Source organism: Streptomyces litmocidini (assembly GCF_014649755.1).
Taxonomy (GTDB): domain Bacteria; phylum Actinomycetota; class Actinomycetes; order Streptomycetales; family Streptomycetaceae; genus Streptomyces; species Streptomyces litmocidini.
Genome location: NZ_BMTQ01000004.1, coordinates 176,000 through 188,672 on the forward strand (window position 1 = coordinate 176,000; position 12,673 = coordinate 188,672).

At 73.8% G+C, this 12,673-nt stretch carries 12 protein-coding genes and 3 tRNA genes; 8 read left to right on the forward strand and 7 right to left on the reverse strand.

What is annotated here, in order from left to right; genetic code table 11:
* The first annotated feature begins 69 nt into the window (after window positions 1-69).
* The 3 genes from IE180_RS10400 to IE180_RS10410 are packed head-to-tail and all read left to right on the forward strand — an operon-like array spanning window position 70 to window position 3,185.
* The gene (locus tag IE180_RS10400; protein ID WP_190156532.1) at window positions 70-1,668 is read left to right on the forward strand and encodes a drimenyl diphosphate synthase; all 1,599 of its coding nucleotides are present in this window, start codon (window positions 70-72) and stop codon (window positions 1,666-1,668) included.
* Window positions 1,669-1,722: 54 nt separating this feature from the next.
* Window positions 1,723-1,953 carry an acyl carrier protein gene (locus tag IE180_RS10405; protein ID WP_190156533.1) on the forward strand — a complete coding sequence of 77 codons (231 nt, stop codon included), beginning with the start codon at window positions 1,723-1,725 and terminating at the stop codon, window positions 1,951-1,953.
* Window positions 1,953-3,185 carry a beta-ketoacyl-[acyl-carrier-protein] synthase family protein gene (locus tag IE180_RS10410; protein WP_190156534.1) on the forward strand — a complete coding sequence of 411 codons (1,233 nt, stop codon included), beginning with the start codon at window positions 1,953-1,955 and terminating at the stop codon, window positions 3,183-3,185. Before IE180_RS10405 ends, IE180_RS10410 begins: the two co-directional genes overlap by 1 nt.
* A gap of 9 nt (window positions 3,186-3,194) precedes the next feature.
* Here the strand turns inward: IE180_RS10410 and IE180_RS10415 are convergent, their stop codons facing one another.
* The gene (locus IE180_RS10415) at window positions 3,195-3,659 is read right to left on the reverse strand and encodes a MarR family winged helix-turn-helix transcriptional regulator (RefSeq protein WP_373302718.1); all 465 of its coding nucleotides are present in this window, start codon (window positions 3,657-3,659) and stop codon (window positions 3,195-3,197) included.
* Between the two features lie 115 nt (window positions 3,660-3,774).
* On the opposite strand from IE180_RS10415, the gene IE180_RS10420 reads away from it, so the two are divergent.
* Together IE180_RS10420 and IE180_RS10425 are read left to right on the forward strand one after the other, a co-directional pair.
* Window positions 3,775-4,191, forward strand: coding sequence for an organic hydroperoxide resistance protein (locus IE180_RS10420; protein ID WP_190156536.1), 417 nt, complete (start codon window positions 3,775-3,777; stop codon window positions 4,189-4,191).
* Between the two features lie 233 nt (window positions 4,192-4,424).
* The gene (locus tag IE180_RS10425) at window positions 4,425-6,479 is read left to right on the forward strand and encodes a phosphocholine-specific phospholipase C (protein ID WP_190156537.1); all 2,055 of its coding nucleotides are present in this window, start codon (window positions 4,425-4,427) and stop codon (window positions 6,477-6,479) included.
* 156 nt (window positions 6,480-6,635) lie between these two features.
* Here the strand turns inward: IE180_RS10425 and IE180_RS10430 are convergent, their stop codons facing one another.
* On the reverse strand, window positions 6,636-7,100 hold the full coding sequence (locus tag IE180_RS10430) for a hypothetical protein (protein ID WP_229860421.1): 465 nt from the start codon (window positions 7,098-7,100) through the stop codon (window positions 6,636-6,638).
* Window positions 7,101-7,685: 585 nt separating this feature from the next.
* On the opposite strand from IE180_RS10430, the gene IE180_RS10435 reads away from it, so the two are divergent.
* On the forward strand, window positions 7,686-8,168 hold the full coding sequence (locus IE180_RS10435) for a hypothetical protein (RefSeq protein WP_229860422.1): 483 nt from the start codon (window positions 7,686-7,688) through the stop codon (window positions 8,166-8,168).
* Window positions 8,169-8,351: 183 nt separating this feature from the next.
* Here the strand turns inward: IE180_RS10435 and IE180_RS10440 are convergent, their stop codons facing one another.
* The 5 genes from IE180_RS10440 to IE180_RS10460 all read right to left on the reverse strand — a co-directional run bounded on the left by IE180_RS10440 (window position 8,352) and on the right by IE180_RS10460 (window position 10,699).
* Window positions 8,352-9,098, reverse strand: a complete 747-nt coding sequence (locus IE180_RS10440) for a class F sortase (RefSeq protein WP_229860423.1) — start codon at window positions 9,096-9,098, stop codon at window positions 8,352-8,354.
* A 112-nt stretch (window positions 9,099-9,210) separates the two neighbouring features.
* Entirely contained in the window at window positions 9,211-9,792 is a 582-nt protein-coding gene (locus tag IE180_RS10445) for a hypothetical protein (RefSeq protein WP_190156538.1), read from the reverse strand.
* A 516-nt stretch (window positions 9,793-10,308) separates the two neighbouring features.
* A tRNA-Ile gene (locus tag IE180_RS10450) sits at window positions 10,309-10,382 on the reverse strand.
* Window positions 10,383-10,548: 166 nt separating this feature from the next.
* Window positions 10,549-10,621: transfer RNA gene (locus IE180_RS10455), tRNA-Asn, on the reverse strand.
* Between the two features lie 5 nt (window positions 10,622-10,626).
* Window positions 10,627-10,699 (reverse strand) — tRNA-Asn (locus IE180_RS10460).
* A gap of 136 nt (window positions 10,700-10,835) precedes the next feature.
* Between IE180_RS10460 and IE180_RS10465 the strand changes: the two genes are divergently transcribed.
* Both IE180_RS10465 and IE180_RS10470 read left to right on the forward strand, forming a co-directional pair.
* The gene (locus tag IE180_RS10465; RefSeq protein WP_093876233.1) at window positions 10,836-11,147 is read left to right on the forward strand and encodes a hypothetical protein; all 312 of its coding nucleotides are present in this window, start codon (window positions 10,836-10,838) and stop codon (window positions 11,145-11,147) included.
* A 57-nt stretch (window positions 11,148-11,204) separates the two neighbouring features.
* Window positions 11,205-12,644 (forward strand): FGGY family carbohydrate kinase, encoded by a 1,440-nt coding sequence (locus IE180_RS10470; protein WP_190156539.1) that lies wholly within the window; start codon window positions 11,205-11,207, stop codon window positions 12,642-12,644.
* Window positions 12,645-12,673 lie beyond the last annotated feature (29 nt).

The window sequence follows — 12,673 nt, forward strand, 5'->3', positions numbered from 1 at the left end:
GCCGGCCCCGCCGCCCCTCCCCCGGTCGGCCCCCACCCCTCGTACGACAGCACCGAAGGACACCTCCCCATGACGTACTGCGCGCTGCCCTTACCCGGCGCCTCCCTCGCCGTCCCCGGCCCCCGGCCGGAGCCCCTCCCGGGGGCCGGGCCGCTCGACCGTGCCCGGGCGCGGCTCGCGACCCGTCTGGTGGCGGCCGCCGGGCCGGGGGGACTGCTCCGGGCGCCGTGCGACAGCCGGCTCCTGGAATCCGCCCTGGCCCTGCGGCTGCTCACGGTGACGGGCGTGGACCCGGACGCCCAGGAGCGGCTGACGCGCCGCCTGAAGACGGCCGTGGACGGGGGCGCCCCCGACCCCGTGCAGGAGGCCGCCGCCCGCGCGGCCCTCGGCGAGTACGTGGACGGGCGGGGGGCGCTCGCCCGGCTGCTCGGCGGATTCGACCACTTCACGGCCGGGCGCAAGCGGCTGATGTTCCAGACGCTCCTGGCCGAGCTGGGCGCCCACTCCTTCCCCGAACTCCCCTCCCCCGATTCCCTCTTCGCTGCACGCGGCCAACAGCGCTGGCTGGTCACGGAGATGGCCGCGCTCAAGGTCCTGTACGCCTTCGGGACGGGTACGCCACGGCTCGTCACGGAGGAGGACTGGCGGGCGCTCGAACCCTGTGCGCTGCCCGGTCCGCCCCCGTACGGCAACCATCTCGCCCGGATCGTCGCGCTGCTCGCGCTGCGGCTGCGGCCCCGGTACGCGGAGGCCGTGCGGGCGCGGGCGCGGGAGCTGCGCGGCTGGCTCCGCGAGGACGGCGGGCTGCCGTTCATCACGGGGATGGACGTGTTCGCGACGGCGACCGGCGGGCTCGCGCTGGCCGGGGCGGGAGCCCCCGCGCACACCCTGCGGGCCCTCGCGACGGCCCTGGTGGAGCACCGGAACGCCGACGGCGGCTGGGGGTTCGACCGGGGCGTCGGGCAGAGCGACGTGGACGACACCTCGTACTGCGTGGAGTTCCTGCGGGCGACGGCCGCGGTGCGGTTCGGCGCGGAGGTGGCGGCCGGCGAGCGGTACCTGCTGGCCCGGCAGGGCGCGGACGGCGGCTTCCCCACCTTCGAGCGCGGCACCGCCTCCGAGGTGGCGATAACGGCGGCGGCCGTGAACGCGCTGGCCCCCGAGCCCGCGCACCGGTCGGCGGTGGAGGCCGCCGTCCGGTTCGTCGCGGCCCGGCAGGAGGCGGCGGGCTCCTTCGAGCGCAGCTGGAGCCTGAACGAGAGCAACGCCCTGTTCCGCACCGTCCTCGCCCACGACTCCTTCCTGGCCGTGGAGCCCGGGCATCCCGCCCGGTCGGAGGTGGCGCGGGCCCGGGAGCGGGCCGTGTCCCGGTTGCTCGACACCCAGAACGCGGACGGCGGCTGGGGGCACGTGCCGTCCGATCCGAGCGACCCGATCAGCACGGCGTACGCGCTGATCGCGGTGGCCCGGACACCGACCGTGCCGTCCGCCCGGGGTGCGACCGGGCGGGCGGTACGCCACCTCCTGGAGCGGCAGCGGCCGGACGGCGGCTTCGTCTCCCGTCCCGACCAGGCGGGACCCCGGCCGCTCGCGTACCACGTGCCGCTCCTGACGGACGTGTGCGTGCTGCTCGGCCTGAACCACGCGCGCGCGTGCGCCGCGCGCTGAACCCGCCCCCGCCCACGCCTCCGCCCACGTCCCTGCCCACAAGGAACGAACGCCATGACCTTCGACGAACTGAAGACCCTGCTCGTCTCGCTCGGCCTCGACCCGGCCGACATCACCCCGGAGTCCACCCGCGAGGAGGCCGGGCTCGACTCGCTCCTCCTCACCGAACTCGCCCTCGTGCTCCGCAGGGAACGGGGCGTCCCGGTCCCGGAGGAGGAGCTGTACGCGGCACCCACGGTCGCGGCGATCGAGGGCCTCGTCCGCCGGCACGCGGGGGTGGCCTGATGCCGGGGGCGGGAGGCAGGGCCCGCGGCCCCGGGGCCGCCGTCACCGGAGTCGGCCTCTTCACCCCGGCCGGGGCGGACGCCGCGACGACCTGGGAGACCGTCCGCGCCGGGAAGGCCACCGCCGTCCTCGAAGAGCGGGACGGCCTGCGGTACCTCGCCTGCCGGGCGCCCGGCCTCCCCGGGGACCTCGGCAGGGGGGTGACGGCGCGGCGGCCCGACCGGAGCGCGCTGCTCGCGCTGGTCGCCGCGCGGGAGGCGCTCGCCGACGCCGGACTGGACCCGGCCGGCTGGGACGGGGCTCGGGTCGGCGTGGTCGCCGGGATCGGGGCGGGCGGCGTCCTCACGTTCGAGGCGCAGCGCGAGGTGCTGCGGGCGGACGGTCCCGGGGACATGTCCCCGTTCGCGGTGCCGGGCGCGCTGCCGAACTCCGTCGCGGGGCAGCTGGCCGTCGAGTTCGGGATCCGGGGCCCGTCGACGGCGGTGACCACGGCGTGCGCGGCGGGTGCCACGGCGCTCGGCGTCGCGCTCGACCTGCTGGCCCTGGGCCGCTGCGACGTCGTCCTGGCGGGCGGAGCCGAGGCGTCGCTGAGCCCGTTCTACGTGGCGGGTTTCGACCGGCTCGGCGCGTTGTCCCGCCGGTTCCACGACCCGGCGGGCGGGCTGCGGCCGTTCGACAGGGACCGGGACGGCTTCGTGATGGCGGAGGGCGCGGGGTTCCTGGTGCTGGAGCGCCCGGCGGACGCCGCCGCGCGCGGGGTCCGGCCCCGGGCGCTGATCACGGGCTACGGGGCGACGTCGGACGCGCACCACGTGGTGGCGCCTCGGCCGGACGGCTCCGGTCTGACGGCGGCCGTCCGGGGCGCGCTCGCGGAGGCGGGCGCGGCGCCGGGCGACGTCGACCTGGTCAACGCGCACGGGACGGGTACGCCGCGCGGGGACGCCGTGGAGGCGGCGGTGCTGGCGGCGCTCCTTCCGCACCGGCCTCCGGTGACGTCGACGAAGGGGGTGACCGGGCACCTGCTGGGCGCGGCGGGGGCGGTGGAGGCGGCGCTCACGGTGCTGTCGCTGGCGGAGGGGGTCGTGCCGCCGACCGCGAACTTCGCGGAGCCGGGCGAGGGCGTCGACCTGGACGTCCCGACGACGGCCCGGGGGGCCCGGCTCCGGCTCGCGGTCTCCACGTCGGTGGGCTTCGGCGGGCACAACGCGGCGCTGGTGATCGCCGCTCCGTAGGGGCCGGGGTCAGCCGCAGGCGGCGGTCACGTCGTCCGGGTCGACCCCGTCGAGCCGGGCGGCCAGGGCGTGGAGGCGCTCCCGCAGCTCTCCGAGTTCCGCCAGGTCGAGTCCGGTGGCGGCGGCGATCCGCCGCGGCACGCCGAGGGCCTTCTCGCGCAGGGCGGTCCCGTCGCCGGTGAGGCGGACGGTGACGGACCGCTCGTCCTCGGGGCTGCGGCGGCGTTCGACGTATCCGGCCGCCTCCAGCCGCTTGAGCAGCGGGGACAGGGTCCCGGAGTCGAGCCGCAGCCGCTCGCCGATCCCCTTCACGGGCAGCTCGCCGTGCTCCCAGAGCACGAGCATGACGAGGTACTGGGGGTAGGTCAGGCCCAGCTCCTTGAGCGCGCCCCGGTAGACGCCGTTGAAGGCGCGGGTGGCGGCGTGCAGGGAGAAGCAGATCTGGTTGTCGAGCCGGAGGAAGTCCTCGTCCATGGAGCCCAGGATACGGGAGACGCGCATCACACACGATTAAGTTGTGCACAACTTAATCGTGCCCTAACAATATGAGGGCAGCCCGGCACGACCCCTCCGAGGAACGGAAGAACCCATGGACGCGATCTACACCGCCGTCGCCACCGCCAACGGCCGCGAGGGCCGCGCCGTCAGCTCCGACGGCCGCCTCGACCTCCCCCTCGCCCACCCGGAGGCCCTCGGCGGCAACGGTCAGGGCACCAACCCGGAGCAGCTCTTCGCCGCCGGATACGCGGCCTGCTTCGCCAGCGCCATGGGCGTGGTCGCCCGCCAGGAACGGATCGACGTCTCCGAGGCCTCCGTCACCGCCGAGGTCTCCATCGGCAAGGACCCGGCGGACGGCGGCTTCGGCCTCGCGGTCGTGATGCGCGCCGAGTTCCCCGAGCACCTCCAGGGCGAGGCGGGCCTCGCCCTGCTGAAGAAGACGCACGCCTTCTGCCCCTACTCGAAGGCCACCCGCGGAAACATCGAGGTCGAGCTCGTCGTCGAGTAGTTTTCTGTTGCTTCCTGCCCGCCCCCGGGGGTCATCGACCCACCGGGGGCGTTCGGTTGTGAGTTTTCACGTTCGGGCACGGGGGGTTCGCCCGCCGTACGGCGGGCAGTCATGGGACGGCCTCCTGGCGGTGGCCCACGGGCGCTCTCCTTGGGGCGCCCGTCGGCCGGCCCGCCCGGCCGGCCGCACCCGCACCCCCACCGCCGCACTCACACCCGGAGGGCAACTCCCCCATGGCCGACCTCAATCGCCGCCGGTTCCTGCAGCTGACCGGCGGCGCCGCCGCGTTCACACTGCTCTCGGAGAGCATCGCCCGCGCCGCCTCGATCCCGGCGCAGGGTGCCACCGGCACGATCCAGGACATCGAGCACATCGTGGTCCTGATGCAGGAGAACCGTTCCTTCGACCACTATTTCGGGGCGATGAAGGGCGTGCGGGGCTTCGGCGACCCGCGCCCGGTGACGCTGCCCAGCGGAAAGTCGGTCTGGAACCAGTCGGACGGCAGCAAGGTCACGCTCCCCTTCCGCCCCACCAGCGACAAGCTGGGCATGGAGTACCTCCAGGGCCTCAACCACGACTGGGCGGGCGGCCAGAGCGCCTTCAACAAGGGCCGGTACGACAACTGGATACCGGCCAAGACCAAGGCCACGATGGCGCACCTCACCCGCGAGGACATCCCGTTCCACTACGCCCTCGCCGACGCGTTCACCATCTGCGACGCGTACCACTGCTCGTTCATCGGCGCCACCGACCCGAACCGCTACTACATGTGGACCGGCTACGTCGGCAACGACGGCACGGGCGGCGGCCCCGTCCTGAACAACGCCGAGGCGGGCTACGGCTGGACGACCTACCCCGAGCGCCTGGAGGCGGCCGGGGTCTCCTGGAAGATCTACCAGGACATCGGCGACGGCCTGAACGCGGCCGGCTCCTGGGGCTGGATCAACGACGCCTTCCGCGGCAACTACGGCGACAACTCCCTCCTGTACTTCAACAACTACCGGAACGCCCAGCCCGGCAACCCGCTGTACGACAAGGCCCGCACGGGCACGAACGCCAAGGCGGGCGAGGGCTACTTCGACGTCCTGCGCGCCGACGTGCAGGCCGGCCGACTGCCGCAGGTCTCCTGGATCGCGGCCCCGGAGGCCTTCTCGGAGCACGCCAACTGGCCCGCCAACTACGGCGCCTGGTACATCGCGCAGGTCCTGGACGCACTGACGTCGAACCCGGACGTGTGGGCGAAGACGGCCCTCTTCATCACGTACGACGAGAACGACGGCTTCTTCGACCACGTCGTCCCGCCGTACGCCCCGGGCTCGGCCTCGCAGGGCCTGTCGACGGCCCCGACCGCCCTCGACTACTTCGGCGGCAAGACGGGTTACGTGGCCGGCCCCTACGGCCTCGGCCCCCGCGTCCCGATGATCGTCGTCTCCCCCTGGTCCACCGGCGGCTACACCTGCTCCGAGACCTTCGACCACACCTCGGTCATCCGCTTCATGGAGAGCCGCTTCGGGGTGCGCGAGCCCAACATCTCGCCCTGGCGCCGGGCCATCTGCGGCGACCTGACCTCGGCGTTCGACTTCACGCGGACGCAGACCCAGCCGGCCGCGCTGCCCCCGACCGACGGCTACTACCCGCCGGACAAGAACCGCCACCCCGACTTCCTGGCCACCGCCCCGGCCGTCGGCTCGATGCCCCGCCAGGAACCGGGCGCCAAGCCCACCCGCCCGCTCAAGTACGCCCCGTACGTGGACGGCACGGCGGACGTGACGGCCGGCACCTACCGCCTCGCCTTCAGCGGCGGCCCGCAGGCGGGGGCCCAGTTCTACGTGACGTCGGCGAACCGCACGGACGCCCCGTGGACGTACACGGCGGAGGCGGACAAGTCGATCGCGGACACCTGGAACACCAAGTACTCCAAGGGCGTCACCGACCTCACGGTCCACGGCCCGAACGGCTTCCTCCGCCGCTTCCGCTCCCCCGGCAGGACGGCGGTCCCGGAGGTCGTGGCCCGCCACGACGGCACGACCGGCGACCTCGCGCTGACCTTCACCAACGCCGGCGCGTCGGCCACCGTGACCGTCACCAACGCGTACGGCGGCACCCCGACGACCCTCTCCGTGGCGAAGGGCGCCACGGTCACCCACACCGTCCCGCTCTCCGCCTCCGCCCGCTGGTACGACGTCACCGTCACGTCCTCGGCCTCCACGGACTACCTCCGCCGCCTGGCGGGCCACGTGGAGACGGGTGCGGCGGGCACGACGGACCCGGGCATCCTGACCTACTAGACGGGTCGACGCACCGACCACGTGGACGTACCGGACACGTGACGCCGGGCGGATGGGTGCGACGGCCCATCCGCCCGGCGGCGCCGCGGGTTTCCCGTCACCGTGCCGAGGAGTCTTCCCCCGGTCCACCCGCGTCGCGCCGCCCGGCGCATCACCCTACGCGGCGGGAAGTCGCAGGCCGCCGGCCGTCCCCCGGGACAGCGGCAGGCCCTTCGGGAGGCGCGGGACCAGCAGGAAGAACTCGTGAACGGATTCGCCGGGGCCCAGCTCGAAGCGGTTGACCACCTTGCCGAGCGGGTTCCACCCCCGTCCGTCGGGCGTCCGGACGCCGACCGGCTGCCCGAACAGTTCGGTCGCCGTGTCGTCGAAGTCGACCCAGCGGGCTCGCGCCCGCCGGACGAGCACCTCGCCGACGTACGCACCGAGCTCCTGGAGGACCGGTGCGGCGCCGGCCGGGTCCCCGGCCCCCCGCCGCAGTCCGTCCACCACGCGGTCGACGATGCGCAGACTGGCCGCGGAGAAGTCGAGGGGGAGGCGCGTCCTCGCGGTCGTGCGGGTGGCGAACGCGGAGGCGCGGCCGCTCATGTCGGCGGCCCGCAGCGTGCGGCTGGCTCGGTCCATCGGTCCCACCCCTCGTGTGTGAACCGGTGCGGTTCCCGGTCCCCTGGTTCCTCGGGAGGACCACAGGCCTTCCACGTCCTCCCGACAAGCCAGCGGAACCGGGCACCGGATCATCACGGGTCCGCGCCGTGATCAGCGTCACACCTTCGGAGGGGCCCGCCACCGGCCGGGGTCGGGGCCGGCGGAAGTGCGCCCGGGGGCACGGGCACGCGCGGGGATCACCCCCGTCCGCCACGGCACCCCCGTTCATCCGCGGCCTTCCCCGCTCCGGGGCGAAGGGCAGGAACTCGTGTCCTTCCGGTTCCCGAGGCGAAGGGTCGGACAGGGCGGCAGGCCAGGGGCGTCATCGACCGCGTGCCGTTTCCCGTCGGCCGAACGGCGTGTCACCTTCGCGTCAGGCCCGGGACCGGGGCGCGAGACGAAGGCGGTCCCGACGGCGCCGACACGGGCAGAGGCGGAACGAAGGACGGACGAGCGACCGGAGGGGGTGCGGTTCGTCCGGTTCTTCCGCTCGCTCGCACCCGTCCGTCGGCGTGAGGTATAACCACCCGGTTCATCCGCCAGCCGACCGAAAGCCGGACTCTCATGCCGTCCCATGAACTCGCTGGAAACGCAGCGCCGGAGGAGAGCGAACGCGAGAGTGCGGGGGACTCCCCGAACCGGCGGACGCCGCTGATCGCCGGCATCGCCCTGCTCGGCTGCATCGGACTCGCCGGCTACGGATTCCTCGGCACCGACGGGCAGCCGAAGCCGCGCACCGCGTCGACGGCCGAGGTGACGAACGAGGTGACGTACGAGGTCACGGGGACGGGGACCGTCGAGATCTCGTATCTCACCCGAGGCGGGACCGGTACGGCGAGGGTCGAAAAAGGCGTCACGCTGCCCTGGACCAAGTCGGTTCAGGTACCTGTCGGCAAAGCGCCGGCCGTCGCCATCGTCCTGGACGAGAAGGGCGGACAGGCGTCCTGCACGCTCGCGATACGCGACAAGCACGTCCAGCGCGCCACCGCCGCGGGCGCATTCGGACGCGCCACGTGCACGGGAGGGGTCCGGGCCCGGCAGGAATGATTCTCTCCGGCCGGATTCCGCACCGGCGATTCGCCCGGGATCTCGGGGCGGTCGCGCTCCGGGGCCACATCGCCGCCTGACGGCACCGATTTCGCCGTTGAGGCTCTGCGCGTCCTCGGGTCCGTCCCGGCCGACGCCCGTTCCCCGGCTTCGGTACCACGCCGCCCGAGGACGCGCAGAACCTCAACGGCCTCCCGCGGCAGGAGCCGTCCGCTCGCCGGACTCCTCCAGGTGGGCGAAGACGACCAGGTTCTCGGTGTAGTCCCTGGCCTTGCGGTCGTAGGGGCCCGCGCACGTGATGAGCCGGACGAGCGCGTCGGGAGTGTCCTCGTAGACGCGCTGGTCCGGGAAGTCGTCCTTGCTGAACTCCTCCACGGAGTCGACGAGGAAGACGGCGGTGGTGCCGTCGGCGCGGCTCACCTCGAAGGTGTCTCCGGCCTTGAGCTCGCCGAGCCGGGCGAAGACGGCGGGGGCGGTGGCCGTGTCCAGATGGCCCGCGACGATCGCGGTCCCCCGTTCGCCCGGGGAGGTGCCGGACTCCTGCCAGCCCACCAGGTTCGTGTCGTCGGCCGGGGGCGGGTCGAGCGCACCGGAGGGGCCGATCTTCAGACCGGTGAACGGCGCGTCCACTCCGATCTTGGGGATCCTCAGCCGGGTGGGGGCCGACCTCGGCATCGACGGGCCGGCCGCCGGGCCGGCACTCGGCGACGCACCGCGCGAGGATCCGGGGAGGGACGACGGGGCGGGGGCCGTGGCACCACCGGCCGCCGCCGCGGGCCGGGCCGGTGCTTCCGTGTCCTGGCCGGACGCCCACGGGCGGAAGACGAGCAGTAGCGCAGCGAGGACCAGCGTCCAGAACACGGCGGGGACCACCCGCCGCGGGATACGCCGGGGTGCTCCCGCGTCAGCGGGATCCGGTCGGGTCGTCACCAGGGGCTCCTTCGGACTCGGGCGGAAGATCCGGGATCGGGGGTACGGGACGGGGCCGTCGCCCGGACGCGGGGGCCGCCGTCCGGGCGACGGCCCCCGCGTCCGGTCTTCCTCACGCGGCCGCGCCGGCGGCCTTCCTGCGGCGGTGCAGAACGAAGGCGGCGAGTCCGCCCACGACCAGGGCCGCGCCGGTCACGTTCGTGGTGCCGCTCGCGAGGCCGCCTCCGCCCGTGTGCATGCCGCCCTTCGGCTTCTCCGGCTTGTAGCCGTCCTCGCCCTTCTCCGTGTCCTTGCTCCAGTCCTTCTGCTTGTCCTTCTCCGTGTCCTTGGTCCAGTCGTCGTCGTTGACGAGCGACAGGGCGCCGGAGCCGGTGTGCATGCCGCCCCTGGGCTTCTCGTGCTCCTTCTCGTACCCGTCGCCCTTGCCGTGCTCCTTCTCGGACTTGTCGCCCTTGGCGTGCTCCTTCTCGGACCCGTCGCCCTTGTCGTGCTCCTTGGACCACTCGTCTCCGCTGACGAGCGACAGGGCGCCGGAGCCGGTGTGCATGCCGCCCCTGGGCTTGCCGTGGTCGCTCTCCTGGTTGTGGGAGGAGCCGTCCCAGTCACCTGCGGTGATCGCGTAGGCGCCGGGTGCGGCGAGCGCCAGGGTGCCGGCGGTGGCGGCCGCGGCGAAGAGAATGCGGGCAGAGCGCATCGCTGAACTTCCTTCCGTACGCCGCGTCAGCTGACCCAGTGTCGGCTCTCCACACGCGGCGACACGGCTCACCGTCAGCCGCCGCCGGGCCGCCTGCCACTCGGGATGGTGCATACGGACCCAAGGGCACACGGACGGGGGCGTCGCGCACCGCACCTCACGGGGCGTCAGGGACGAGGGCCGCTCCCGGCGGTCACGGCACCGTCCCGGCCGCACAGGGACGACCCGGCCCGCGGCCCGGACCGGGTGACGGCCCGCCGTCGCCCCGGTCGCCCTCCGTCACTCTCGGGAGTGACCGGCTCCGCGGCTCCGGGCTGCCGGACCGTCGGGGAAGCGCTCGGAAATTGGACGCGGTGTGCGGCGTGTCACACGCGGGGGCCGCGGGGTCCCCGTGGGACCATCGCCGTGGCGTCACACTCGCGTTCCCTCGGAGGCCGGGGTCGAGAAGACCGGGCCCGGCACATGCGAAAAGACCCCTCCAGGGGCGTTTCCGCAGATCAGAACGTTTTTCTTCGGTGGGGCGGGTGGGACTCGAACCCACGGCCGACGGATTATGAGTCCGCTGCTCTAACCGGCTGAGCTACCGCCCCGAACGGTGAGGCGCGTACATGTGTGCGCGCCGTCTGCCGCAGCATAGCCGCTCATACGATCTCCTGCTCCGGATGATCGGCTCCGCTCGCCCATGAAGACCCCACCGGGCTCCGGATGGTTCCCGGAGACGCGAAAAAGGACCCCGAAGGGTCCTCTTCCGTCTTGCTCCCCCGGCTGGACTCGAACCAGCAACCCTCCGGTTAACAGCCGAATGCTCTGCCAATTGAGCTACAGGGGATCGCGCTCCCCCGACTGGACTCGAACCAGTAACCTGCCGGTTAACAGCCGGCTGCTCTGCCAATTGAGCTACAGGGGATTGCTGCGTTGCACCGATCGGCTCCGCCCCGGACCTTGCCGGGCGGCGCTCGCTCGCTGCGAGACATACATTAGCGCAAGCAGGGGGGTGCTCCGCCAATCGGTATCCCCAGGGCCTCCAGGGAAGGATCGCAGCCGTGCGGTACAAGCTGACGTTCGTCGTGGGACTCGCCCTCGGTTACGTGATCGGCACGCGGGCCGGACGCGAACGCTACGAGCAGATGAAGAAATCCGCGAAGGAGTTCGCCGAGAACCCGGCCGTGCGGAACGCCGCCGAGACCGCCGCCCAGACCGGCCGCCAGGCCGCGGGCAAGGCGGTGCACCTGGTGGGCGACAAGGTCGGCGACCGGCTGCCGTCCTCCGTGACCGACCGGGTCCACGCCCTGCGCGGGCGCGGCATGGGCAACGGCAAGGTCGACGAGGAGGACTGGGGCACCAGCAACACCTGAGCCCGCGCGCGTCACAACGGCGGCCCCGGGGCCGCGCGTGCGGCAGAATCATGTGTCATGGGGATAGTCGCCGGACTGGACAGCTCTGCGGAGTTCACACGCATCGTCGTCTGTGACACGGACACGGGTGCCGTACTGCGGCAGGGGTACGCCGCGCATCCCGGGGAACCCAAGGCCGTCGACGTCGATCCGCAGACCTGGCTGCTCTCGCTCGGGGAGGCCGCCGCCGGCGGCCTCCTGGAGGGCGTGGAGGCCATCGGCGTCTCCGCGCAGCAGCACGGGCTCGTGCCGCTCGACGCGCAGGGCGGCCTGGTGCGGCCCGCGCTGGTCCGCAACGACAAGCGGGCGCAGGTCGCCGCCGCCGACCTCGTGGAGTCGCTGGGCGGCCGGCAGGCCTGGACCGAGGCCGTCGGCAGCGTGCCCGGCGCCGGGCAGCCGGTGGCCAAGCTGCGCTGGCTGGCCCGTACGGAGCCCGAGAACGCCCAGCGGGTCGCCCTGGTCCTCCAGCCCCACGACTGGCTCGTCTGGCAGCTCCTCGGCCGTCCCGTCCGCCGCACCACCGACCGGGGCGCCGCCTCCGGCACCGGCTACTGGTCCGCGCGCACCGGCGCGTACCGGCCCGACCTCGTCGAACTGGCGCTCGGCCACCAGGCGGTGCTGCCCGAGGTCCTGGGGCCCTCCGAGGCCGCCGGGATCACCCCCGAGGGCCTCCTCGTCTCCGCCGGCACCGGCGAGACGATGGCCGCCGCGCTCGGCCTCGGTCTCGGCCCCGGCGACGCGGTGGTCTCGCTCGGCGCCTCCGGCTCCGTGATGGCCGTGCACCACGAGGCCCTCGCCGACCCGAGCGGCATGATCACCTCCTTCGCCGACGCCACCGGCATGCACCTGCCCGTCGTCTCCACCTCCAACGCCGTACGGGCGCTGCGCGGGACCGCCGAGATGCTGGGCCTGGAGTCGCTCGACGAGCTGTCGGCGCTGGCCCTGAAGTCGACGCCGGGTGCCTCGGGGCTCGTCCTGCTGCCCTATCTGGAGGGCGAGCGGACCCCGAACCTGCCGCACACGGCGGGCACGCTCAGCGGGCTGCGGCGCGAGTCGATGAAGCCCGAGCACCTGGCGCGGGCGGCGTTCGAGGGGATGCTCTGCGCGCTCACCGACGCCATGGACGTGCTGCGCGGGCGGGGCGTCGAGGTGCGGCGGGTCTTCCTGCTCGGCGCGGCGGCCGCGCTGCCGGCGGTGCAGGCCCTGGCGCCGGCGCTCTTCGGCGCGCAGGTCGTCGTCCCCCAGCCGGCCGACTACGCGGCGCTCGGCGCGGCCCGGCAGGCCGCCTGGGCGCTCGGGGTCGCGCGGGGCACGCTGTCCCCGTCCGCTCCCCCGCCGTGGCAGGGGGCGGTCGCGCAGATCCTGGAGCCGGGCGACGACCTGTCGGCGGGGCAGGCGGTGCGGCAGCAGTACGGGGCGACGCGGGAGCAGATCCACCCGGGCGCGTTCGGTTCGTAAAGTCTTGCCCCGGGCTCCGCCCGTGCCCC

Bases quoted from the DNA above. Each gene is read 5' to 3' on its own strand.
- IE180_RS10400 (WP_190156532.1), top strand. From the start codon at position 70: ATGACGTACTGCGCGCTGCCCTTACCCGGCGCCTCCCTCGCCGTCCCC.
- IE180_RS10405 (WP_190156533.1), top strand. From the start codon at position 1,723: ATGACCTTCGACGAACTGAAGACCCTGCTCGTCTCGCTCGGCCTCGAC.
- IE180_RS10425 (WP_190156537.1), top strand. From the start codon at position 4,425: ATGGCCGACCTCAATCGCCGCCGGTTCCTGCAGCTGACCGGCGGCGCC.
- IE180_RS10435 (WP_229860422.1), top strand. From the start codon at position 7,686: ATGCCGTCCCATGAACTCGCTGGAAACGCAGCGCCGGAGGAGAGCGAA.
- IE180_RS10430 (WP_229860421.1), bottom strand. From the start codon at position 7,100: ATGGACCGAGCCAGCCGCACGCTGCGGGCCGCCGACATGAGCGGCCGC.
- IE180_RS10415 (WP_373302718.1), bottom strand. From the start codon at position 3,659: ATGGACGAGGACTTCCTCCGGCTCGACAACCAGATCTGCTTCTCCCTG.
- IE180_RS10470 (WP_190156539.1), top strand. From the start codon at position 11,205: ATGGGGATAGTCGCCGGACTGGACAGCTCTGCGGAGTTCACACGCATC.
- IE180_RS10410 (WP_190156534.1), top strand. From the start codon at position 1,953: ATGCCGGGGGCGGGAGGCAGGGCCCGCGGCCCCGGGGCCGCCGTCACC.
- IE180_RS10420 (WP_190156536.1), top strand. From the start codon at position 3,775: ATGGACGCGATCTACACCGCCGTCGCCACCGCCAACGGCCGCGAGGGC.
- IE180_RS10445 (WP_190156538.1), bottom strand. From the start codon at position 9,792: ATGCGCTCTGCCCGCATTCTCTTCGCCGCGGCCGCCACCGCCGGCACC.